Source organism: Cupriavidus sp. WGlv3 (genome assembly GCF_023952475.1).
In the GTDB taxonomy this organism is placed as follows: domain Bacteria; phylum Pseudomonadota; class Gammaproteobacteria; order Burkholderiales; family Burkholderiaceae; genus Cupriavidus; species Cupriavidus phytorum.
This window is the reverse complement of sequence record NZ_JALHRX010000004.1, coordinates 404,545-427,607: the sequence shown is the minus strand read 5'-3', so window position 1 is coordinate 427,607 and position 23,063 is coordinate 404,545. Positions and strand designations below refer to the sequence as shown.

The 23,063-nt window shown below is 69.1% G+C and carries 21 protein-coding genes; 7 read left to right on the top strand and 14 right to left on the bottom strand.

Translation table 11 applies throughout. The annotated features are described in order from the left end of the window. Positions 1–8 precede the first annotated feature (8 nt). The 11 genes from MKD38_RS10810 to MKD38_RS10760 all read right to left on the bottom strand — a co-directional run bounded on the left by MKD38_RS10810 (position 9) and on the right by MKD38_RS10760 (position 10,635). On the bottom strand, positions 9–983 hold the full coding sequence (locus tag MKD38_RS10810; RefSeq protein ID WP_252676653.1) for a VOC family protein: 975 nt from the start codon (positions 981–983) through the stop codon (positions 9–11). Between the two features lie 23 nt (positions 984–1,006). Beyond that, entirely contained in the window at positions 1,007–2,485 is a 1,479-nt protein-coding gene (locus MKD38_RS10805; RefSeq protein WP_252676651.1) for an aldehyde dehydrogenase, read from the bottom strand. A gap of 47 nt (positions 2,486–2,532) precedes the next feature. Then, complete coding sequence (locus tag MKD38_RS10800; RefSeq protein WP_252676649.1) at positions 2,533–3,333, bottom strand: aspartate dehydrogenase; 801 nt, start codon at positions 3,331–3,333, stop codon at positions 2,533–2,535. Between the two features lie 12 nt (positions 3,334–3,345). Continuing rightward, positions 3,346–5,061, bottom strand: a complete 1,716-nt coding sequence (locus MKD38_RS10795) for a thiamine pyrophosphate-binding protein (protein WP_252676648.1) — start codon at positions 5,059–5,061, stop codon at positions 3,346–3,348. Next, positions 5,054–5,857, bottom strand: coding sequence for an SDR family oxidoreductase (locus tag MKD38_RS10790; RefSeq protein ID WP_252676647.1), 804 nt, complete (start codon positions 5,855–5,857; stop codon positions 5,054–5,056). Before MKD38_RS10790 ends, MKD38_RS10795 begins: the two co-directional genes overlap by 8 nt. A 5-nt stretch (positions 5,858–5,862) precedes the next feature. Beyond that, positions 5,863–6,714, bottom strand: coding sequence for an IclR family transcriptional regulator (locus tag MKD38_RS10785; protein WP_252676646.1), 852 nt, complete (start codon positions 6,712–6,714; stop codon positions 5,863–5,865). Between the two features lie 31 nt (positions 6,715–6,745). Further along, entirely contained in the window at positions 6,746–7,282 is a 537-nt protein-coding gene (locus MKD38_RS10780) for a cupin domain-containing protein (protein ID WP_252676645.1), read from the bottom strand. A gap of 44 nt (positions 7,283–7,326) precedes the next feature. After that, on the bottom strand, positions 7,327–8,100 hold the full coding sequence (locus MKD38_RS10775; RefSeq protein ID WP_252676644.1) for an SDR family oxidoreductase: 774 nt from the start codon (positions 8,098–8,100) through the stop codon (positions 7,327–7,329). Continuing rightward, complete coding sequence (locus MKD38_RS10770) at positions 8,093–9,154, bottom strand: aromatic ring-hydroxylating dioxygenase subunit alpha (protein ID WP_252676643.1); 1,062 nt, start codon at positions 9,152–9,154, stop codon at positions 8,093–8,095. Before MKD38_RS10770 ends, MKD38_RS10775 begins: the two co-directional genes overlap by 8 nt. A gap of 48 nt (positions 9,155–9,202) precedes the next feature. Continuing rightward, the gene (locus MKD38_RS10765) at positions 9,203–9,508 is read right to left on the bottom strand and encodes a recombinase-like helix-turn-helix domain-containing protein (protein ID WP_240071766.1); all 306 of its coding nucleotides are present in this window, start codon (positions 9,506–9,508) and stop codon (positions 9,203–9,205) included. A gap of 248 nt (positions 9,509–9,756) precedes the next feature. After that, on the bottom strand, positions 9,757–10,635 hold the full coding sequence (locus MKD38_RS10760; protein WP_252676641.1) for an alpha/beta fold hydrolase: 879 nt from the start codon (positions 10,633–10,635) through the stop codon (positions 9,757–9,759). 324 nt (positions 10,636–10,959) lie between these two features. On the opposite strand from MKD38_RS10760, the gene MKD38_RS10755 reads away from it, so the two are divergent. From MKD38_RS10755 to MKD38_RS10745, 3 genes are all read left to right on the top strand, one after another. Further along, positions 10,960–12,063, top strand: a complete 1,104-nt coding sequence (locus tag MKD38_RS10755) for a porin (RefSeq protein WP_252676639.1) — start codon at positions 10,960–10,962, stop codon at positions 12,061–12,063. Between the two features lie 97 nt (positions 12,064–12,160). Next, positions 12,161–13,159, top strand: coding sequence for a Bug family tripartite tricarboxylate transporter substrate binding protein (locus MKD38_RS10750; protein WP_252676637.1), 999 nt, complete (start codon positions 12,161–12,163; stop codon positions 13,157–13,159). 143 nt (positions 13,160–13,302) lie between these two features. After that, the gene (locus tag MKD38_RS10745) at positions 13,303–13,794 is read left to right on the top strand and encodes a DUF421 domain-containing protein (protein WP_252676635.1); all 492 of its coding nucleotides are present in this window, start codon (positions 13,303–13,305) and stop codon (positions 13,792–13,794) included. Positions 13,795–13,861: 67 nt separating this feature from the next. On the opposite strand, the gene MKD38_RS10740 is transcribed toward MKD38_RS10745, so the two are convergent. Beyond that, a complete protein-coding gene (locus MKD38_RS10740; protein ID WP_252676633.1) occupies positions 13,862–15,445 on the bottom strand; it encodes a fatty acid--CoA ligase in 1,584 nt (527 codons plus the stop codon). A gap of 79 nt (positions 15,446–15,524) precedes the next feature. Then, positions 15,525–16,307 (bottom strand): SDR family NAD(P)-dependent oxidoreductase, encoded by a 783-nt coding sequence (locus MKD38_RS10735; RefSeq protein ID WP_115681554.1) that lies wholly within the window; start codon positions 16,305–16,307, stop codon positions 15,525–15,527. Between the two features lie 262 nt (positions 16,308–16,569). On the opposite strand from MKD38_RS10735, the gene MKD38_RS10730 reads away from it, so the two are divergent. Further along, positions 16,570–18,873 (top strand): mechanosensitive ion channel family protein, encoded by a 2,304-nt coding sequence (locus MKD38_RS10730; RefSeq protein ID WP_252676631.1) that lies wholly within the window; start codon positions 16,570–16,572, stop codon positions 18,871–18,873. A gap of 313 nt (positions 18,874–19,186) precedes the next feature. Continuing rightward, positions 19,187–20,335, top strand: a complete 1,149-nt coding sequence (locus MKD38_RS10725; protein ID WP_252676629.1) for a helix-turn-helix transcriptional regulator — start codon at positions 19,187–19,189, stop codon at positions 20,333–20,335. Between the two features lie 21 nt (positions 20,336–20,356). On the opposite strand, the gene MKD38_RS10720 is transcribed toward MKD38_RS10725, so the two are convergent. Further along, complete coding sequence (locus MKD38_RS10720) at positions 20,357–21,247, bottom strand: LysR family transcriptional regulator (protein WP_252676627.1); 891 nt, start codon at positions 21,245–21,247, stop codon at positions 20,357–20,359. Positions 21,248–21,352: 105 nt separating this feature from the next. Here MKD38_RS10720 and MKD38_RS10715 point away from each other — a divergent pair, with 105 nt between their 5' ends. Together MKD38_RS10715 and MKD38_RS10710 are read left to right on the top strand one after the other, a co-directional pair. Next, complete coding sequence (locus MKD38_RS10715) at positions 21,353–22,576, top strand: CaiB/BaiF CoA transferase family protein (RefSeq protein WP_252676625.1); 1,224 nt, start codon at positions 21,353–21,355, stop codon at positions 22,574–22,576. Then, positions 22,573–23,034 carry a MaoC family dehydratase gene (locus tag MKD38_RS10710; RefSeq protein ID WP_252676623.1) on the top strand — a complete coding sequence of 154 codons (462 nt, stop codon included), beginning with the start codon at positions 22,573–22,575 and terminating at the stop codon, positions 23,032–23,034. Before MKD38_RS10715 ends, MKD38_RS10710 begins: the two co-directional genes overlap by 4 nt. Positions 23,035–23,063 lie beyond the last annotated feature (29 nt).

Genomic DNA, 23,063 nt, shown 5'->3' with positions numbered 1-23,063 from the left:
GCTGCTGCTTACCGCTTCTCGGTCAGGAACTTGCCTGCCGGGCCGCCCGCGTCCTTCTGGCGGCGGGTGTTGCCGTCGATGCCGCCCTCGATCGCCCATTCGGCGAACATGGTCGGGCCCGGCTCGAAGGCGCGCGGCTCCCAGTGCTCGTCGAGCTGGTCTTCGTCAGCGTAGTACTCGATCAGGCCGCCGGCCGGGTTCTTGAAGTACCAGAAGTAGGCAGACGAAATCGGGTGCCGGCCGGGGCCGAGCTGCGTGTCCCAGCCCTTGCGCGACACGTGCATGCCGCCGCCGAACACTTCATGGATGTCGCGCACGGTGAAGGCAACATGGTTCAGGCCGCTCTTCGGTTCCGGCAGCTGCAGCAGGAACAGGTCGTGGTGGCCACCGTCCGCGGTGCAGCGCAGGAACGCGCCGCGGTCCGGGTAGCGGTCCGACGGCACGAAGCCGAACTTCTCGACATAGAACCGCTCGGTGGCTTTGACGTCCTTGACGAAGAACACCACATGGCCCACTTCGATCGGCGTGGCGTGGTCGTAGATCGGACTGCGCTGGTTCATGCGCGGCTTGTCGTTCCACGTGTTCATCAGCGCGCATTCGACCTGCACCTCATGCTTGCGCGTGACCTGGAAGCGCACCGCGAGGCCGTTCGGATCGGTGCAGCCGAGGCGCAGCGTGTCGCCTTCGCCCTGCTTCACGAAGCCCGGCGCCGCGGCGATCGCTTCGGCGAGGTGGTCGAGCGATGCCTGCGATTCGACGCCCCACACCACTTCGCGCAGCGTCGGGCCGGCCTCGATCGCGGGCGGCAGCGACGGATCGTCGATGCGGCGCACCAGCACGCGGCAGCCATTCAGCGTTTCGAAATCCAGGCCCTGCGCGTCATCGCGCTTGATGGCCAGGCCCCAGTCGGTGAAGAAACCGCGGCAGGCGTCGAAGTCATCCGCGCCGTAGACGATCTCGTCGATTCCCAATACCTTGATCATTGTTTCTCTCCAGCCTGCCGGGTTCAGTGGTTGGCCCACGGCAGCGGTTGTTCGTTCAGGCCCCAGTACACGCTTTTCTGCTCCATGTACTGCAGGATGCCGAGCCGTCCCTTCTCGCGGCCCAGGCCGCTGTCGCGCCAGCCGCCGAACGGCGTCGAGATCGAGAACTGCTTGTAGGTGTTGATCCACACATTGCCTGCCTGCACCGCACGGGCCACGCGCCAGGCGCGCTTGTAGTCGCGCGTCCAGATGCCGGCGGCGAGCGCATAGACGCTATCGTTGGCCTGCGCGATCAGGTCGTCCTCGTCGTCGAAGGGGATCGCCACCAGCACCGGGCCGAAGATTTCTTCCTGGCAGATGCGGGCGTGGTTATCCAGGCCTTCAATGATGGTCGGCGTGTAGAAATATCCGTTGGGCAGGCCGGCCACGTCGGGGCGCACGCCGCCGGTGCGCAGCTGGCCGCCTTCGTCCACGCCGGCGGCGACATACGACTCGATCGAATCGCGGTGGCGGTCGGTGATCAGCGGGCCCATCTGGGTGCGCTCGTCGGCCGGGTCGCCCACGCGCAGCTGCGCGGCGCCGTGCGCAAGGCGGTCGATGAAGGCCTCGTACTGCGAACGCGCGACGAACAGGCGCGAGCCGGCGATGCACGATTCGCCCGACGAGCTGAAGATGCCGTACAGCACGCCGTTGACGGCATGGTCGAGGTCGGCATCGTCGAACACCATGGTCGGCGACTTGCCGCCCAGCTCCAGCGACACCGGCATCATCTTGTCGGCGGCGATATGCGCGATGTGCTTGCCGGTGGTGGTGCCGCCGGTGAACGACACACGCCGCACCAGCGGATGCTTGGTGATGGCGTCGCCGATCACCGAGCCCTTGCCCGGCAGCACGCTGATCAGCCCCCGGGGCACGCCGGCCTCCTCGCAGATGCGCGCCAGTTCCAGCGCCATCAGCGGCGTGACTTCGGCGGGCTTGACCACCACGGCATTGCCGGCGGCGAGCGCGGGCGCCATCTTCTGCGCCTCGCTGGCGATCGGCGAGTTCCACGGCGTGATCGCCGCGACCACGCCCATCGGCTCGTAGACGCTCATGGTCAGGCAGTCGCCGCGCTGCGGCGTGATGGTTTCTTCCAGCGTTTCGCAGGCGGCGGCAAAGAACTGGAAGGTGCCGGCGGCGCTGGCGACCAGTGCCCGGGTTTCGCTGATGGGCTTGCCGTTGTCGAGGCGCTGGCGCTGGGCCAGCTGCTCGCCCTTGGCGCGGATCAGCTCCGCCACACGGTACAGCACGGCGGCGCGCTCGTGCGGCTTGCGCTGGGCCCAACCGCTGGTAATGAACGCGCGATGGGCACCCTGCACGGCCTCTTCGACATCGGCGAGGCTGGCGGCATTCAGTTCCGCGACGACCTCGCCGGTCGCCGGGTAGCGCGTGCCGTAGCGGTCGCCCGTGCCGAGGCGCCACTCGCCGGCGATGCAGATGGGGAGGACTTCTTGTGGGTTCATGTCGTTGCCTGCTAAGTCATTGGAGCGTGGCCGCGTGGGCTACCGCGTCAGATCGATACTGCATGCGCCCGGTTGCCCAGCGCGCGCACCACGCTGAACACCGTGAGCGCGGAAGTCTTCGGATTCGCCGCCAGCGGCTTGCCGCGCATGGTCAGCTCAAACCCGCCGAACGCCCCACGCGCTTCGACGTGGTGCACGTTCTCCACCGCATGCGGATCGGCCAGCAGCTTCACCGCGGTGCGGTCGAGCCCGAGGCCGGCCAACGACACCGTGGCGGCGACGTTGGCGTTCTTCGGGTACAGGCGCGCGGCATCGCGCGCGGTGCCTTCGAAGATCACCGTGGTCTCGGTCAGCGCCTCCAGGTCGAACAGCTGCTCGGCCGGCGTGCCGGTCCATGCGCGCGCGGGCTTGCGGCCGGTGTAGATGACCTCGTCGAGCCCGCCGACACGCGCCGCGGCCAGCGCGTCGATGGCGCCGATCGCGCCGGACAGCAGCTGCACCTGCGTGCCGCCGCGGCGCGCCGCGGCTTCCAGGCGCTCGGCCATGCCGGGCTCGGACAGCGCGCCCACCGACACCACCATGCAGGGGATGCCACGCTCCAGCGCCGGCACGATGTGCTCTTCCAGCGCATGGTGGCCGGCGCACTCGACCAGCAGGTCGGGCCGCTGGTCGTCCAGTTGCGTGGCAACGCGGGCGCGCGGCGCCAGCGCGGAGACCGCGCCGCGGGCCTCGTCCATCGTGTGCTCCGGCACGATCACCACGTCAAACACCACGTCCGGATCGCTCTTGAGCAATTCCATCACGCCGCGGCCGATCGCGCCGCAGCCAACCATGGACACATGCAGCATCTCCGGTCTCCTTCAGGCGGTGACAGTGGTTTGGTCGCGCGCCGGCTCTTCGTTGTCCTTGTTCACCGGCGGGCCGGCGAAGATGGTCTTGAAGGAACCGATCGACAGCATGTCGATTTCCAGCAGGAACGGGCCGGACTCGGACTGGGCCGCCGCGAGCGCGGCGCCGACCTCGGCCAGGTTGCTGACACGCGCGTGGCGCAGCGACAGCGACTTCGCCAGCGTGGCGTAATCCGGCGTATGCAGGTCCACATAGTGGCGGCGGCCGCCGTACTGCGCATCCTGGATGTTCTTGATCACGCCGTAGCCCTTGTCGTTCATCAGCACGATCACCATGTCGGCGCGTTCCTGCACCGCGGTGGCGAGTTCGCCCAGGTTCAGGATGAAGCCGCCGTCGCCGGCCAGCGTGTAGGTCTTCTTGCCCGAGCCGGCGGCCGCGGCGCCGATCGCGGCGCCGATGCCCATCGCCAGGCCCTGGCCGATGCCGCCGCCCAGCGCATGCACGCCGGCGCGGGAGTCGAAGATACGCAGCTGGCGGTTGCCCCAGGTGCTGTTCGACACGGTCACGTCGCGCACCCAGTTGAAGTTGCGGCCGACCGCGTCCTGCAGCGCCTGCACCAGCGCCGAGTACGGGCCCAGGCCATCGACCAGGCTGTTGACCGCGGTGTCGTGCGCGCGGCGCAGGTCGGCGGCGAAGGCCGGGTCGATCTGCATGCGCTTTTCGAGTCGATCCGCCAGCGCATCCAGCGCCAGCGCAGCGTCGCCGCTGACAAAGTAGTCGCTCATGTAGCAGCGGCCTTCGGCGGCGGGATCGGCGTCGATGCGCAGCAGCGGGCGCGGCAGCTTCAGCTCGTACTTCAGGGTTTCATTGCCGCGCAGGCGCGAGCCCACCACCAGCATTGCGTCGCAGGTCTGGTAGAAGGCCTCGACCGGCTTGTGCAGGTTGAACGCGCCCAGCGAGCGCGGATCGTCCTCGGGCACGATGCCGCGGCCCTGGGTGCTGGTGACCACGCCGAAGCCCAGGTCCAGCAGGCGCTGCACCTGCTTGCTGGCATGGCGCGCGCCGCCGCCCAGCCACAGCAGCGGGCGCTTCGCCTTGACCAGGCGCTCGGCCAGCGCGTCCAGCGCATGCGCGGACGGCACGTGCTGCGGCACCGGCAGCGGCTGCAGGTCGGCCGGCAGGTCGATCAGCGCGGCCTGGATGTCGATCGGGATCTCCACGCTGACCGGGCCGGTCGGCGCCGTCAGCGCGGTCTGCACCGCCAGCTTGATGGTGCTGAGCGCGGTGTCGGCGCTGCGGATGCGGAAGGCGGCCTTCGACACCGCCTTCAGCATGGTGAGCTGGTCCGGCGCTTCGTGGATGTAGGCCAGGCTCTGATCCAGGTACGGGGTCTCGATCTGGCCGGTGATATGCAGCATCGGCGTGCCGGCGGTCAGCGCTTCGACCATGGCGCCGGCGGCGTTGCCGGCGGCGGTGCCGGTGCTGGTCAGGCACACGCCCAGGCCGCCGGTGGTGCGGGCACAGGCGTCGGCCATATTGGTGCCGCCGGCTTCGCCGCGCGCCGGCACGAAGCGGATCTTGCCGCGCTCGCCCATGGCGTCGAGGATCGGCATGTTGTGGATCGAGATCACGCCGAACGCGGCCTTGACCCCGCACTGCTCGAGAAACGCCGTGATGGCGCAGCCGACGGTGACCTGCTGCTGTTCGTACGGTTGTTGATTAGGCATGACGGGAGTGTCCTCCGGAGATATCGATATGGCTGCCCGTGGTGTACGAAGACAACGGCGAGGCAAGGAACAGGATGGCGCGGGCTGCCTCGACGGGCAGGCCCAGGCGGCCAAGGGGAATATGTTTCTGCCGGGCCAGGCGCGCGGTCCACGCGGCCCAGTCCAGGTGGCGATCCTCTTCGGGGCGCGCGTCGAAGCGGCGGCGCCACTGGCCCGATTCGACCAGCCCGATCAGGATGCCGTTGACGCGCACGCCCCTGGGCGCGAACTCGGTCGCCATCGAGCGCACCAGGTTGAGCACGCCGGCGCGTGCGGCGGAGGTTGCCACCATGTGCGGCTCGGGCTGCTGCGCCAGCAGCGAGTTGACGCAGACGATGGCACCCTGCCCCGACTGCTCCAGCTGCGGCAGGAACGCGCGCGTCGGGTGGATCACCGAGAAGAACTTGAGCTGCAGCTCGTCCATCCAGGCCGCGTCCTCGGTATTGGCGAAGGTGGACACGCGGCCCTGGCCGGCGTTGTTGACCAGCATGTCGACGTTGCCCAGCTTCTGCTGCACGTCGGCGGCAAAGGCGGCGACCTGTTCCGGCCTGAGCACGTCGCAGGTGGCGGCATGGAGCCGGCAGCCGGGGAATTTCTCGCGCAGCTGCGCTTCGGCGCTGCGCAGGCGGGCCTCGTCGCGGCCGCACAGGGCGACCGCGGCGCCCGCTTCGAGCAGCAGCTCGACGGTCGCCAGCCCGATGCCGGAGGACCCGCCGGTAACGACAGCAACCTTGCCGCCGAGATCAATCATGGACATTGTCCTCACTCCCGATACAGATTCACGACCTTGCCGGCGCTGTGCAGCGACGGCCGGTAGTCGAGCAGGCGCGACAGCTCGCCCGCGCTCTCCCTGACTTTCTCCACCATCGCGTCCAGCTGGTCCGGATCGATATGCGCCGCGGGGATGGTCGCGCCCAGCGCCGCCACCACCTTGCCGGTGCGGTCGCGCACCGGCGCCGCGATGGTCGAGATGCTCGATTCGAAAAAGCCTTCCTGCAGCACGTAGCCGCGCTCGCGGTCGCGCTGGACGATGGCAAACAGTGCATCGGCCGTGCGCGGCGTGCTGTCGGAGAACACTTCGAGCTGCGCCTCCGGATACAGCGCGCGCAGCTCCGCCAGCGACAGGTCTTCCAGCAGCACGCGCCCCAGCACGGTGGCGTGCGCGGGCAGACGCGTGCCGACGTTGACCGAGCTGGCGAAGGGCCGCGGCGATACCGCCTTGGCCACGTAGACGATCGAACGCCCGTCGCGCACCACCAGGTTGGTCGGATAGCCGATCTCGTCGCGCAGCCGCTCCAGCAGCGGGCGGCCCAGCTCGGTCAGCTCCAGCGACGCCAGGTATTCGAAGCCGAGCCGCAGCACCGCCATGCCCAGCCGGAAATCGCGGCCGCCATCGGCGCGCTCGACGAAGCCCAGCATTTCCAGCGTGGCCAGCAGGCGGAACACCGTGGAGCGCGGCACCTTCAGGCGGCGCGCCAGTTCCGCGGCCGACATGCTGCGGTCCTTGCTGCTGAACTCGCCGAGCAGGCGCAGCCCGCGCTCCAGGCCCGGGACGATGTACTTGTCCGGGGTCTCGTTGGCGGCTGGCGTGGTCGGGATGGCGTTGGTGTTCATGGTCAGTGCGTGCGGACGGGCCGATGGCGCATCAGCGCTTGATCTTCGTCAGCGGGTGCTCGGGCGGGTAGGTCGGCGTGATCGGCTTCTTGGCGCCGAGCATCACGCACATCAGCGCGTCTTCCTCGCCGATATTGATTTCCTCGCGATATACGCCCGGCGGCACCGAGACCAGGTCGCGGTCGGTCAGGATGGTCTCGAAGCGCTCGCCGTCCTTTTCCAGGATCAGCTTGATCTTGCCGCGCAGGATGAAGAACACCTCCTCCACGTCGGTGTGCAGGTGCGACGGGCCCTCATGGCCGGCCGGGATGATCATAGTGGAAAACGTGAAATGCTCCGACGGCACGGTATTGGTGTCGGCGGCCACGCCGGTGCCGCCGGTGCCCAGGTAGCGCATCTGCGCGCGGCGGTACTTGGGGTCGTGGTCGGCCTGGAACTTCAGCGCGTCCCAGTCGTACTTGCGCGTGGAGAAGCGCGCAACGCGGCTTTCCATCCACTGGTCGAACGAGGCGCCCTCCGGCTGGTCCCAGGAACGCTTGATGTTTTGCTGTTGGGAAAGATCGCTCATTTGGATTCCTTGTGCTTGGATGTGGCTATCGGTGGATCGGTGGATCAATGCATGACAAAGCCGCCGTTGACCGCCAGGGTCTGGCCGGTCACGAAACGGGCGAGGTCGGACAGCGCGAACAGCACCGCGCCGCAGACATCGTCGGGCAGCTGCTCGCGCGGGATCGCGCGCTGCTCGCGGTACAGGTCGTGGCGATGCTGGGGCACGTATTCGGTGGCTTCCACCAAGGTCAGGCCCGGCGCCACGGCGTTCACCGTGATCTGGTCCTGGCCCAGTTCGCGCGCCAGCGAGCGGGTCATGCCGATGATGGCGCTCTTGCTGGCCACGTAGGCGAGCAGGTTGGGCGCGCCCCACAGCGGCGTGTCCGACGCCAGGTTGACCACCGCGCCACGGCCGCTGGCGCGCAGCGCCGGCAGGCAGGCGGTGGTCATCAGCCAGGTGCCGCGCACGTTGACGTTCATCACGCGGTCCCAGGTGGCGATATCGATGGCGCCGGCATCGCGGCCGCCCGAGTCGGTCACGGCGGCGTTGTTGACCAGGCCGTCGAGGCCGCCCAGCGCCTTCACCGCCGCGTCGGCGCAGGCCTGCACCGAGGCGGGGTCCGACAGGTCGAGCGTGACCGGCACCACCTTCAGGCCGCGGGCGCGCAGCGCATCGGCTTCCTGCTGCAGGCGCTCGGCCAGGATGTCGGCCATCGCCACGCTGGCGCCGGCTTCGGCCAGCGAGGTAGCGAAGGCCAGGCCCAGGCCGCGCGCGGCGCCGGTGACCAGCACCTTGCGGCCCGCCAGCAGCGTGTTGTGCTTGATGGCTTCAGGCATGGCTGGCGGCTCCGGCAGGCTTGAGCATGGCCACCGGCTCGTCGGCGACTTCCTGCTCGGCGCGGCGCTTGAGCAGCCGGCGCACGCGCGTGATGCCGGCATCGTGCTGGTACAGCATCTCGTGCTCGCGCGCATTCGGCGCCATCATTTCCAGCACCACGCGGTCCTGCTCCAGCACGTCCCAGTGCAGCTGCTCCAGGCGGTTGCGATACAGGAAGCGCCACACGTCGCGCTCCCAGCCCTGCACGTGGCGGGTGCGCCAGAAGAACACCATGCAGTGGTCTTCATCCACCGGCGTGGCCATGCCGACGATGCCGAACGGGCCACCGGGGCCGACCTTGGCGCGGTACGGGATCGCCAGGCGCAGCCACAGCGTGCCGGTCTCGCCGAACTCGACCCAGTCGAAGTTGACGCCGCGCTGGCCGGTCTTCTCGAATACCAGGCCGTGCTCGGTCTCGCGGATCTGCATCACCGCGGACTTCTCGCCGGCCGCCATCGAGTGCGACACCGCATGCAGGTAGGCGCCGTGCATCGGGTCCATGACGTTGTCGATGGCGTAGCGGTAGTTGCAGTCCCAGTGCGCCACGCACAGGAAGTGGCTGTGCTCGTCGCTGGCCAGTTCCTCCGGCAGGCGCAGTTCGTCGGGACTGCCCTCGCCCTGCGGTGCCTGCTCGCCGAACCAGAGGAAGATCGCGCCGGCCTTTTCCTGCACCGGGTAGCTGCGCACGCAGGTGCGCCCTTCAAGCGGGCAGCTTTCCACCGCCGGCACGCTCTTGACCTGGCCATCGCCGCCGACTTCGACGCCGTGGTACCAGCAGGCGACGCGGTCGCCCAGGTTCCAGCCCATCGACAGCCGCGCGCCGCGGTGCGGGCAGCGGTCTTCCAGCGCATGCACCTTTCCGGCGCCGTCGCGCCACAGCACGATGTTCTGGCTCAGGCGCGTGATGCCGATCGGGGCATGCGTCACCGCCCACGAGGCGGCGACCGGGTACCAGTAGTTGCGCAGGCCGGTGTTGAGGCGGGCTTCGGCGCGGGCTTGCTTGTTCGATTCCATGTGGTTCTCGCTAAGGCGCTGTGCTGGGACGGCTGGTGGCTTAGGCGTTCAGGCGCCCAGGCGGCGCATTTCCGACAGGAAGCGCTCTTCGGTCCAGGGCTGGCTGTCGACGGTGAGGAAGCCGGCGGCGTTGAATGCGCGCACGATGTCCTGCGGGTTCTGCGCACCGCCTTCGAAGGCGGCCTCGAGGGCGTCGCCCAGCGCGTTCTCGTACGCGCTCGGTGCCGCGGCGCGGGTCTGCCAGACGATGTTGGCGACCTTGCCGGGGCGCTCGATATGGCCCTTGCCCGCCACGTTGTTCGGCGCCGGACGCTCCCAGGGCACCAGGTTCGGGTTGTACGAGAGGCTTTCCATTGCGCTTGGCTCCATGTCTTGCAGCAGGGGGACCGTGTTCCGCGTGTGTGGCTGGCCGTCTTCCGGTTGCCGACCACGTTTTACTAATGAAACACCGGTTTAGATATTGAACACAGGTACGACTATAGACAACGACGGCGTAAAAATTGACTGGGGTTAACCCGCGACCGGGCCGATTGCCCGGCGCTGCTGCGCAAGCGAGGCGCCATGGATGCGGAGACCGCGGCGGCAGGACGCCGCCACGGGAATCAGTGGCCGCCCGGCAGCGCCGAACGGATCAGCCGCGCCGTGGCGGCGGCCTGGTCGATATAGCAGGCATGCCCGGCATCCGGGATCAGCGAGAACGGCAGGCCGAAGCGCTCAGCCAGCGCTGCGCAGGCAGGCGGCGTGGTGACGACGTCGCGGCCGCCGCAGGCGATCTGCGTCGGCAGGCGTTCGGGGCGGCGCGCCAGGTAGGCGTCGATGTTGTCGCCGCACAGCATCGCCACCGCCTGGCGGTAGCCCTCCGGGTTCAGCCGCCGCATGTTCCAGCGCACCCAGGCCTGCGCGCCCCCATCGGCCGCTTCGCTGAGCAGCCGCGCCGGGCCGCGCTCGGCCAGCCCTTCGACGCCCAGCGACGCCAGCGCCTCCAGTCGCTGGCTTGCCACCGCGCTGGCCTGCGACTCCTTGCCGGCCGCGCCGTAGCCTTGCGCCACGCTCAGCAGCAGCAGGCGCGCCGGCAGCAGGCGCGCGGTGGCGGCATAGGCGGCCGCCATCAGCGCGCCCAGCGAATGCCCGACCACCAGCGCCGGCTGCACGCCCAGGGTCTCCAGCAGGCCTTCGAGCCGCCGCGCGTAGTCCGCGGCCAGCGGCCGCGCCTGCGCCAGCGGCGACGAATCGCCGTAGCCCGGTGCGTCCCAGGCGATCACGCGCGCATGCGCGGCCAGCAGGCTGGCGCATGGCAACCACGACGCCGCCCCGGAGCTGATGCCGTGCAGCAGCATCACCACCGGCCCTGATCCGCCGCCGCAGCGATAGGCCACGCGCTCGCCATCGACGTGCGCCATGCGCTGGGCAAACCCGCTGTCCAAGGCCTCCAGCAAGCCACGGTCCGGTTCGGGAGGCGTTTGATGCTGATTTTGTTCCATATATAAGACGATAATTTGCAAATAAAACACATGAAGGATAGGCGCTGCTGTAGTGCCGACGGGATCAGGGTTAACGATAGGCATACCGAAAAACGGCGTCGCCACGCCAGCCCCGGTCATCCAGGCCGGCTGCTTTAGGGATAACCCTCCTCACATCTTCCCGAAAGTCGCGGCTATATTTTGCTCAACGTTTCTTATGTTGTTTGACGTTTCATATATAAAACACAAAAGAGACCGAGACGACATCCAGTGCCGCCATTCGCAGGGGGTACGGGAGCACAAGACCAAGACACCACAAGACGGAAAACGGAAGGAAACCGGTAGATGAAACTTGCACGAACCGCCGCGGCGCTGCTTGCGGCCTCCCCCCTGCTGGCCTGGGCGCAATCGTCGTCATCGTCGGTCACGCTGTACGGCGTGATCGACAGTGGCGTCGAGTACGTGAGCAATGTCGGCGCCAACGGCGACGGCCTGGTGCGCATGCCCAACAACACCGCCACGGTGCCGTCGCGCTGGGGCATCCGCGGCACGGAAGACCTGGGCGGCGGGCTCAAGGGCCTGTTCGTGCTGGAATCCGGTTTCTCGCCCGACACCGGCAGCGCCAACCAGGGCGGCCGCCTGTTCGGGCGCCAGGCGCTGGTCGGCCTGAGCAACCCGTACGGCCAGCTGTCGTTCGGCCGCCAGTACACCATGCTGTTCTGGGCCATCCTCGACAGCGACATCCTCGGGCCCAACGTCTACGGCTCGGGCTCGCTCGACAGTTACCTGCCCAATACGCGCGCCGACAACGCGGTCGCGTACAAGGCCAACTTCAACGGCATCGTGGTCGGCGCCACCTACAGCTTCGGGCGCGACGCGGTCAACGCCGGTCCCAGCCCCGCCGGCACCAACTGCGCCGGCGAGAACCCGGCCGACAAGAAGGCATGCCGCGAATGGTCGGCCATGATCGGCTACGACAGCAAACGCTGGGGCGTGATCGCGGCCTATGACTCGCAGCGCGGCGGTCCCGGGGCGTTCGGCGGCCTCACCAGCAGCAACCTGACCGACGACCGCCTGTCGCTGGGCGGCTACATGCTGCTGAAGAACACCAAGCTCGGCGCCGGCTGGATCCGCCGCGACAACGAGGGCAGCCCGACGCCGGTCAGCGACCTGTACTACGCCGGCGTCTCGCACGACCTCACGCCAGCGGTCAACCTGGCCGGGCAGGTGTACTTCCTGAACTACCACGGCAGCGACAACCAGGCCATGCTGTACGCGCTGCGCGCGACCTACAGTTTCAGCAAGCGCACCTCGGTCTATGCCACCGCGGGCTTTATCAACAACGACGGCCAGCTGGCGATGTCGGTCAGCGGCGGCTCGCCCGGTTCCGCCCCGCGCCCGGGCGAGAACCAGTGGGGCTCGATGCTCGGCATCAAGCACATCTTCTAAGTCCGCACTATCCATCCGAGCCGCCGACGCGCGCCGGTTCCACGCAACGCGGCACCGCCCCCGGGCCGGTGCCCGGTTTTACCGAGGTCTGAAGATCATGAAGTCCGCACGACGCCACCTCCTGGCCACGCTGGCCGCCGCCACGCTCGCTCCCGCCGCCCTGCTGGGCGCCGGCGGCGCGCTGGCCCAGGGTTCGTACCCGAGCAAACCCGTCACCATCGTCGTCGCCTACCCCGCCGGCGGCGACGTCGACGTGCTGGCACGCATGCTGGCAGAGAAACTGGCTCCGCGCCTGAAGCAATCCGTGGTGGTGGAAAACCGCACCGGCGCCGCCGGCACCATCGGCAGCGCCTACGTGGCGCGCGCCAACCCGGACGGCCACACGCTGCTGCTGGCGCCCAACACCGTCGCGATCGCGCCGCTGGTGCTGCGCGCCGGCACCGGCGCCAGCTACGACGTGCAGCAGGACTTCACGCCGATCAGCCAGATCGGCACGCAGTCGCTGTTCGTGGTGGTCAACAAGGGCACTGGCATCACCAAGGTCAGCGATCTGGTGGCGCGCGCCAAGGCCGGCAAGGTCGAGACCTATGCCACCCCCGGCAACGGCTCGCCGATGCACATCATGGGCGAGCTGTTCAACAAGTCGGCCGGCATCAAGATCAGCCAGGTGCCGTACCGTGGCCTGGCGCCCGCCATCGTCGACGTGATCGGCGGCCAGGTGCCGGTCACCTACATCACCTACGGCGCGATCTCGCAGTACGTCGGCAACGGCAGCCTGGTGCCGCTGGCGGTGGCAGACCAGAAGCGCTCGCCGTTCGCGCCCAACGTGCCCACGCTGGCCGAGCTGGGCTACAAGGATGTCGAGATCGGCGCCTGGCAGGCGCTGCTGGGGCCGAAGAACATGCCGGCCGAGGTGGTGCGCACGCTCAACGCGCACGTCAACGAGATCCTGAAGATGCCCGACGTGGTGTCGCGCATGGCCACCATCGCGGTCACGCCTTCCGGCGGCGAACCGGCCGTTCTGTCCAGGCTGATCGCCAGCGATACCTCGCGCTATACCAAGGTCGTGAAGGAGTTCGGCATCCAGGCCGACTGACCATGGTTCGCAGGCACGGCCAGCGTGGCCGGTCCGTGCCTGTAAGAATTACCATTCGATACCTGCGATATAGCGGCGCCGGCGCCACGGCGCGGTCGCTCCGTGCTTTGCGCGGCTGGCAAGAATGTTGCAGCGTTGCCGGCATGGACTTTTCGATCGACTGGCGCGAAGCGCTCTTCTTCACCGTCTCGCCGCTCGAAACCATCGTGCGCGGCACGGTGATGTACTGGTCGCTGTTCCTGCTGTTCCGCTTCGTGGTGCGGCGCGACATCGGCTCGATGGGCATCGCCGACCTGCTGCTGATCGTGATCGTCGCCGACGCGGCGCAGAACGGCATGGCGGGCAAGGGCGAAGGCGTGGCCGACGCGGTGCTGCTGGTGATCACGCTGATCGTCTGGAACCGGCTAATCGACTTCCTCGCCTACAAATACCCGGGCTTCCAGCGCTTTGCCGAAGCCAGGAAGGTGCTGCTGGTGCGCGACGGCGTCAAGCTGCACGAGAACATGCGGCGCGAGAACATCACCGACGAGGAACTCGAGGCCAAGTACCGCCAGCATGGCGTCGATTCGATCGAAGGCGTCAAGGCGCTCTACCTGGAAGCCGACGGCAAGGTCAGCGTGATCAAGAAGGAATAGGCCTCCGGGCCCGCCACAAGCAAAAGCCCGCCGGGTCGCGACGGGCTTTTGTCGTGCGGGGCTGGCTTCAGTTCACCTGCCGGTTCATGCCTTCCCAGAAAGGCTCGCGCAGCTTGCGGCGCAGCAGCTTGCCTGACGGGTTGCGCGGCAGCGCATCGACGAACTCGATGCTCTTCGGCACCTTGAAACCGGCCACGCGCTGGCGCGTCCAGGCGAGGATGGCATCGCGGTCCGCCGCCTGCCCCGGCTTGAGCACGACCATGGCCTTGACCGCCTCGCCCCACTTCTCGTCCGGCACGCCGATCACGGCCACGTCCGCCACTTGCGGATGGCCGTAGATGGCGCTTTCGACCTCGGCCGGATAGACGTTCTCGCCGCCGCTGATGATCATGTCCTTGACGCGGTCGTGGATGTACAGGTAGCCCTCGGCATCCATGTAGCCGGCGTCGCCGGTGCGCAGCCAGCCGTCGGCATCGATGGTGCGCGCGGTCTCTTCGGGCTGCTTCCAGTAGCCGGCCATGTTGTGCTGCGAGCGCACCACCACTTCGCCGACCTCGCCCGGTGCCAGCTGGCGCCCTTCGTAATCCACCACCTTCAGCTCGACCCCCGGCAGCGCCTTGCCCGCTGCGCGCATGCGCGGCACCTCGTCGGTGGTGTGGTCCTCGGGCGGCAGCGCGACGATGGTGCCGGTGGTCTCGGTCATGCCGTACTGCTGCACGAAACCGCAGCCGAATACTTCGATGCCTTCGCGCAGCAGCGCCGCAGGAATCGGCGCGGCGCCGTACAGCAGGTACTTCAGGCGCGAATAGTCGACCTGGCGCGCGCGCGGGTCGCGCAGCACGATCTGCATCGCGGCCGGCACCAGGAACAGCTTGCTGACGCGTTCCTTCTCGATGAAGTCGAGCACCGCGCGCGGATCGAACTCGCGCGCGACCACGCCCTTGGCGCCGGACAGCAGGTTGCGCAGGCCCCAGCCAGAGCCGCCGATATGCGCCACCGGCATCGCCACCAGCGAAATATCGTCGGCCACCCAATGCGACCAGGCCAGGTGTTCGCGCTCGCTGACCTCGGTGCCGATGGTCAGGTTGCGGTGCGTCAGCATCGCGCCCTTGGGCCGGCCGGTGGTGCCTGACGTGTACAGCTGCAGCACCACGTCGTGCGCGGCCGGCTCATGCGCCGGCGGCGTGGCCGGATGCGCGTCGCGCCAGTCGGTGTAGCAGGGCCAGTCGCCCTGGCCGTCGCACGGCTCCATCACCACCACCTTGCGCACCAGCGGCAGCGCCGGCAGCAGGTTGCGCGCCATCGCCGCCGACTCGGCGCCGACAAACAGCACCACCGCATCGCTATGCGCGAGGATGAACTCCACCTCGGGCGGCGCGAGGCGCCAGCTGGCCGGCGCCATCACCGCGCCGGTCTTGGCCGCACCCAGCAGCAGTTCGAAATAGTGGTCGCTGTTCTTGCCGATATAGCCGATGCGATCGCCCGCGCGCACGCCTTCGGCCAGCAAGCCCTGCGCCACGCGGTCGGTGTAGCGCTCGAACCCGGCGTACGTGGTCTGCCGGCCTTCGAACGAATACGCCACCGCCTCCGGCCGCAGGCGCGCGAAATGGCGCACCGCGTGAGGCAGCGTCGTCAGATAGCTGAAATCCATCCGCGTCTCCCAAAGATTTCATGCCATGTACGGACTCGCGTGACGCGGGTCCGCACATGGCGACAAGCCGGTCTTGCGTTCAGCGCGGCGCCATGCGGATGGCGCCGTCCAGTCGCACCGACTCGCCGTTGAAATAGCCGTTGCGGCACATCTCGACCGCCAGCGAGGCAAACTCTTCCGGCTGCCCCAGGCGCTTGGGGAACGGCACCGACGCGGCCAGCGCGGCCTTGACGTTCTCGGCCGCGCCCTGCAGCAGCGGCGTATTGAAGATGCCGGGCAGGATGGTGTTGACGCGGATGCCCTCGCCCGCCAGGTCGCGCGCGATCGGCAGCGTCATGCCGACCACGGCCGCCTTCGATGCCGAGTATGCAGCCTGGCCCATCTGGCCGTCCTGCGCCGCTACCGAGGCGGTGTTGATGATCACGCCGCGCTCGCCGCCGGCGGTGTCCAGCGTCAGCATGCCGGCGGCCGAACGCGCGATGCAGCGGAAGGTGCCGATCAGGTTGATCTGGATGATGCGCTCGAAGGCATCGGACGGGAAATGCTTGATCTGGTCCGGCGCTTCCTTGGAACGCGAGGCGGTCTTGATGGCGTTGCCGGTGCCGGCGCAGTTGACCAGGATACGCTCCTGGCCGATGGCGGCGCGCGCCTTGGCAAAGCCGGCCTCGACCTCGGCCTCGGAGGTCACGTTGACCTGGCAGAACACGCCGCCGAGTTCACGCGCCAGCGCTTCGCCCTTCTCGGCGTTCAGGTCGAACAGTGCCACGCGCACGCCCTGTGCCGCCAGCGCCCGTGCGGTTGCCGCGCCCAGGCCCGAAGCGCCACCCGTCACCACTGCCGATACCGATGCATTGAGTTCCATGCCGTCTTTCCTTTGTCTCTTGTTGCCGTGCGGCCGCGCTGTGCGGCCGCGTCCTGGTTGAAGCCGGCAGGCGCGAGCAGCGCCTGTACCGGAGTGGGTTCGAGATTCGGGGATCGGCGCCGCCGATGCATCGTCTGAAGCGACGAATGCGCCCGATGCGCGCCCCAGAACGCCGCCCGGCACACCACGCGACCGATGCGTTACAGTGGCGCGATCGATGGCCATTCCGGCGCCGGCGCCAGCCGGCAAACGATCACCCGCCATGCGCAAACCCGACCCTAACGCCTTCGCCCGGCGCCGCCGGCATGCCGCCCTGGCCTGGCTGGCCGGCCTGCTCGCGCTGCTGTGCGCCATGCCGGTGCGCTCCGCCCCGGCCGGCCCGCTCGCCGCCTTGCTGGCGCCGGCGGAAAAACCCGCGGCCCCCGCCAGCACCGCTGCCGCCAGCATGCCGCTGGCGCAGTCGCTGGACCAGGTCATCGCCACGCTGCAGGACGACGGCGAGCGGCGCGCGCTGGTGGGCCAGCTGCAAACCCTGCGGCAGGGCCTGGCGGCGTCAGCGGCGATGGCGTCGTCGGCCGCCGCGGCTTCGGCGCCAGGGCTGTTCGGCGCCGTGGCGCAGGTGCTGGACGAAGTCGACTCGCACCTGCGCGAAGACCGTGGCCCGTGGCAGTACTGGGGCTGGCGCACGCGCTTCGCGGCCGAGGAATGGCGCGCCGCGCTGACGCTGGGCGGCACGCGCCCGGCACTGGACTCGCTGCGCGAATTCGCGCTGGTGCTGGCGGCATGGGCGGCGTGCGGCTGGCTGCTGTACGAGGCCGGCCACCGGCTGCGGCGGCGGCGCACCGCAGGCACCGCGCCCGCGCCGCGCGGCAAGCTGCCGGAACTGCCCTCGTGGGTCGACGTCGGCCTCTACATGCTGCGCCATATCGGGCCATGGGTGGTGGCATTCGGGCTGACGCTGCTGCTGGCCCGGCAGCTGTTCGCGCAATCGCCGGCCAGCGTCGCCGCCGTGCTGCTGGCCTACGCCATCGTCGCCGGCGCGGTCGCGGCGGCGGTGTGCCAGGTCATCTTCGCGCTGTTCCGCAGCGCGCACCGGCAACTGGCGGTGCGGCAACTGCTGGCGCGTTCCCCGTGGCTGCTGTTCTGCACCGGCGCGCTGGCCGCGCTGGGCAACGGCGCCGCCGACGGCCGCATGGTCGCGGTGCTGGGCGGCAACCTTTGCGCGCTGGTCTCGACCCTGGCCAATATCGCCGCGGCGCTGGGCATCGGCGCGTTCGCGCTGGGCTTCCGGCGCCAGATCGGCCAGCTGATCAGCCAGCGGCCGCTGGCCTTCCGCCAGGCCCATCCCGCCGTGACCGACCTGCTGCGCCTGGCCGGCAACGCCTGGCACCTGCCGGTGCTGGCGGTGGTGGTGGCATCGGTGATCGGCACGGTGCTGGCCACCGGCCATGCCGATGTGTTCCTGCGCCGCACGGTGGCGTCGGTGGCGCTGTTCGTCGCCGCGCTGCTGCTGACCATGGTGCTGGGGCGCTCGCCCAAGGCCGGCGCGCGCGCACCGCGCATCCGCGACCGCCGCCGCTCGGCTTACCTGCAACGCTTCGGGCGCTTTGCGCTGGCGCTGGGGCGCGTGCTGGTGTGGGCGGTGTTCGTGGAAATCGTCATGCGCGTGTGGGGCACGTCGCTGGTGCGGCTGGCCGAGTCGTCGGCCGTCGGGCGCCACCTGACCGAGACCGCGTTCCACGTCACCAGCACCGTGCTGCTGGCCTGGCTGGTCTGGCTGCTGATCGACACCGCGATCATGCAGTCCCTCTCACCCGCGCACGCGCGCGCGGCGCAGCCCAGCCTGCGGGCCCGGACCATCCTGCCGCTGGTGCGCAATGCCTCGTTCATCGGCCTGCTGGTGCTGACCGTGATCGCGGTGCTGGCCAACCTGGGCGTCAACGTGACGCCGCTGCTGGCGGGCGCCGGCGTGGTCGGCCTGGCCATCGGCTTCGGCGCGCAAAGCCTGGTGCAGGACCTGATCACCGGCCTGTTTATCGTGGTCGAGGATTCCATCGCCATCGGCGACTCGATCGAGCTGCCCGACCACGCCGGCGTGGTCGAGGCCATGACCATCCGCACCGTCAAGCTGCGCGACGGCCGCGGCGCGCTGCACACGCTGCCGTACAGCCAGATCAAGGCGGTCAAGAACCTGTCGCGCGGCTACGGCTACGCCGTGCTCAGCATCGGCATCAGCTACCAGAGCGACCTGGACCAGGCGCTGGAGCTGATCCGCACCACCGGCGCCGAGCTGGCGCGCGACCACCGCTACGGCCGCAAGCTGATGTCCGGCCTCGAGATCCTGGGCCTGGACCGCTTCGACCCGAGCGGCCCGGTGGTGATGGCGCAGATCAAGACCCGGCCGCTGATGCAGGCGGAGATCACGCGCGCCTTCAATGCCCGGCTCAAGCGCAACTTCGACGCCAGCGGCATCCGCATGGCGTCGCCGAACCTGACCATCCAGGTCGATGGCGGCACGGTGGAGTTGCCCGCCGGGGAGCTGGCGACAAAGGCCGCGCCCCGGTAACCGCCTGCACCCGGGCGAGCGGCTGAAGTTGCCTCCGGCCCAGCTCGTATCCTGCCCCGAAAGCGACGCAGGATAAGCCTGATGAGAATTTTGCGCCGCACAATCGGGGTTTCCCCCTCCAACACGGGGTATAAAACATACAACATTGTTTGGCATGATTGCGGCACGGCAAGCGCGACCAACCAGGCGCGCTGCCGGCAGCAGCCGTATCGGCGCCACTACAGAACGCCAGAACGGAACCGATAACACGAAGGGATGTGGCCACTTGCCGTGGCGCAGAGCAAGAGGCGTTTGCCACCGGGGGGATCTGAACATGGGCGAACACCCGACAACGGACGAAGACTTCCATCGTCTGGTCGACTCCATCTATGAGTCCGCGCTGGACGTCGCGGCCATGCCCGCCGCCCTTGACCTGTTTTCACGGTACACCTGCACCGTCAGCCCGCGCTACCTGATCTGGGACAAGCTGGCCGGCCATGCCCGCCTCGGCGTGACCCCGCACGGCTGCTTCACCGGCGGTGCCAGCCTGCCGGGAACGCTCGGCGCTTGCCACGGTGCCCGCCCGGCCCCGCTCGACGCAGCCGCGCTGTGCTGCGGCGGCGCGACCGCCACCGATGTCGCGGCGCTGGTCTGCAGCGAACTCGAGCAAGGCATCCGGCTGGTCGAGAACGCCGAAGTCTGCGTGCTGATGAGCGGCACCAACGCCGGCAGCATCAGCACCGGCCAGCGCGAACGGCGCCTGTCGCATGTGATGCCGCACTGGGTGCGCGCGGCGCGCATGCAGCAGCGCAACTTCGAACTGAGCGGGCTGGCCAGCCTGGGCCTGGCCGGGCTCGATACGCTGGACTTCGGCGTGATGGTGCTGCAGGCCGACCTGCGCGTGCGCTACGCCAACAGCTGGGCCGAAGCGCTGGTGCAGGCCGACAGCCACCTGTCGCTGCAGGACGGCGTGCTGCGCGCCCACAGCGACACGCTGCAGGCGGTGCTGCGCAAGCTGCTCGACGGCGCCATGCGCGGCCGCGGCGCCGACGCCGCGTCGGGCTCGTGGATGCATATCACCTCCGGCGGGCAGCCGGTGCCGATCATCGTCACGCCGCTGGTGTCACGCCAGCCGGTGGAGGGCCCGTGGCAGCTGCCGGCGGCGATGCTGCTGCTGGGCAACTCCGAATCGCGCTCGGTGCTGGATGCCGGCGTGCTGACCTCGCTGTTCGGGCTGTCGCGCAAGGAGAGCATCATCGCCATCCGGCTCGCCGCCGGCGAAACCCTCAACGAGATCGCCGAGCGCGAGTTCCTCTCGCCCCATACCGTGCGCGTGCATATCCGCGACACGCTGCGCAAGACCGGCACGCATCGCCAGTCCGAGCTGGTGCGGCTGCTGCACCTGCTGCCCGGCGTCAACCTGGAGCGGGCCGGCATGACTTCGGCGATCCGGCCGCGCACCCCGCGCCCGCGCGCCGCCTGAGCGTCCAGGCTGGTTCCCTGTTTACTGCACCGCGGCCTGCGCCGCCGCCAGGAAGCGTTGCACCTGGCGGTCGCCGTCATCGGGCCGCGCCGCCAGCGCAATGCCGATGCGGCCCGCCGGCCGCGGGCTCGACAAGGGCAGGAAGCGCACGCGCTGGTTGGCGTAGCGCGCCGCCACGCTCGGCACCAGTGCCACGCCCAATCCGCTTTCCACCAGGCTCACCTGGGTCTGCACCTGCACCGCCTCCTGCGTGACGCGCGGCACGAAGCCCGCCTGCTGGCACAGCAGCATTGCCACCGCATGCAGGTTGGGCACCTGCGCCGCCGGATACATGATGAAAGGCTGGTCGGCCAGCGCGCGCAGCGCGATCGCGTCCGCGCGTGCCAGCGGGCTGTCAGCCGGCACCGCGGCGACAAAGACATCGTTCTCCAGCGGCGTCAGCGCGTAGCCGCCGCTGCTCAGGATCGGGAAGCGCACCAGCCCGGCATCGATCTGGTGCTTTTCCAGCCGGTCGAGGATCGCGGCGGTGGTCGATTCATGCAGGATCAGCTCGATCCCGGGATGCGCGGCGCGGAACGCCGGGATCAGCTTGGGCAGCAGCGCATAGGTGGCCGAGCCGATAAAGCCGATGCGCAACGCGCCGCGCTCGCCCTGCCCCGCCGCCATCGCCGCGGCGCGCGCCTGCTGTGCATGGAACAGCGCCCGGCGCGCGTCATGCAGGGCGGCCTCGCCCGCCTGCGTCAGCCGCACCCCGCGCGAGGTGCGCACGAACAGCGCCGTGCCGAGCTGCTCCTCGAGCTTGCGAATTGAAATCGAAAGCGGCGGCTGCGCCATGTGCAACCGTTCGGCGGCGCGGTGGAAATTGCCGGTCTCGGCCAGAGCGACAAACTGCTGCAATTGGCGCAGGTCCATGGTTGCCAATATCCAGGGGATATCGATTGCTAAAAAACTAATATTAGACCAGCCGGTCCCCGCTGATCTACCCTGTGGCCCACAGTACAAAAGACCGGAGACACTATGCTGCCGCTTGCAGGTATCCGCGTGGTCGACCTGTCCACGGTGGTGATGGGGCCGTATGCCAGCCAGTGGCTGGCCGACCTCGGCGCCGAGGTGATCAAGGTCGAGCCGCCCGAAGGCGATTCCACGCGCCGCACCGGGCCCGCCGCCGAACCCGGCATGGCGGCGATCTTCCTCGGCGTCAACCGCGGCAAGCGCAGCGTGGTGCTGGACCTGAAGCAGCCAGCCGCGCAGGCCGCGCTGGAGCGCGTGCTGGACCGCGCCGACGTGCTGATGCACAGCATGCGCCCGCAGAAGCTGGCGGCGCTTGGCCTGGACCCCGACGCGGTGCGGGCGCGCCATCCTGACCTGGTCTTCGTCAGCCTGCTGGGCTTTGCCGAGGACGGTCCCTACGGCGGCCGGCCGGCCTACGACGACATCATCCAGGGCCTGTCGGGCAATGCCGCGCTGATGGCGGCGCAGACCGGCGACAGCCGCTACTTCCCCACCATTGCCGCGGACAAGACCAGCGGGCTGGTGGCGGCGCTGTCGGTATGCGCGGCGCTGGCCGGCCGCGCGCAGCGCCAGGCCGACGGCGGCGCCGGCCATGGCACGCTGGTCGAGGTGCCGATGTTCGAGTCGATGGTGGCGTTCAACCTGGTCGAGCACTTCTACGGCCACCACTTCGAGCCGCCGCGCGGCCCGAGCGGCTATCCGCGCGTGCTGGCGCCATTGCGCCGCCCCTACCGCAGCGCCGACGGCCATGTCTGCATGATGCCGTACACCGATGCGCACTGGCGCGACTTCTTCCACGCCGCCGGGCGCCCCGAGCTGGCTGCCGATGCGCGCTTTGCCGACATCGCCGCCCGCACCGAGCATATCGAGACCCTGTACGAACTGACCGGCGAGATCGTGCAGGCGCACGGCACCGCGCACTGGGTGGCGCTGTGCGAACGGCTGCAGATCCCGGTGGCGCGCATCAACGCGCTCGACGACCTGACGCACGATCCGCACCTGGCCGCCACCGGCTTCTTCGAGACCGCCGACGATCCGGCCATGGGCAAGCTGCGCTTTCCCGGCGCGCCGGTGCGTTTCGACGGCCAGCGCGCGCCGCTGGCGCTGCCGCCGCGGCTGGGCGAGCACACCCGCGCGGTGCTGGCCGGGGCCGGCCTCGCTGAAGAACAGATCGCACAACTGCAACAGAGCGGCGCCGCGCACTGCGCCGCCGCCACGGAGACACCATGACGCATGCCGAACTGCCCCGCCTGGGCCAGGGCTTCTACTGGCAAGACCTGCACCAGGGCCAGGCCTTCCGCACCTTTGCCCGCACCGTGACCGAAACCGACCTGGTCAACTTCATCTCGGTCACCGGCATGGTCGAGGCCATCTTCATCGAAGCCGGCTACGACGGCGGCGCGATCCAGGGCCGGCCGGTGCCGGCGGCGCTGACCTATGCGCTGATCGAGGGCTTCATCCTGCAGACCATGATCCAGGGCACCGGGCTGGCGATGCTGGAGCTGACGCAGCAGATCCACGGCCCGGTGCTGGTCGGCGACACCATCCACGCCACCGTGACCGTGACCGGCATCCGCCCGACCTCGCGCAGCGGCCGCGCCGTGGTGGATTCGCGCATCGAGGTGTTCAACCAGCGCGGCGAACAGGTGATGACCTATACCGCGCGCCGGCTGCTGGCAGGTCGGTGACGCTGCGCGGAATCCAAAGCACGCCTCTG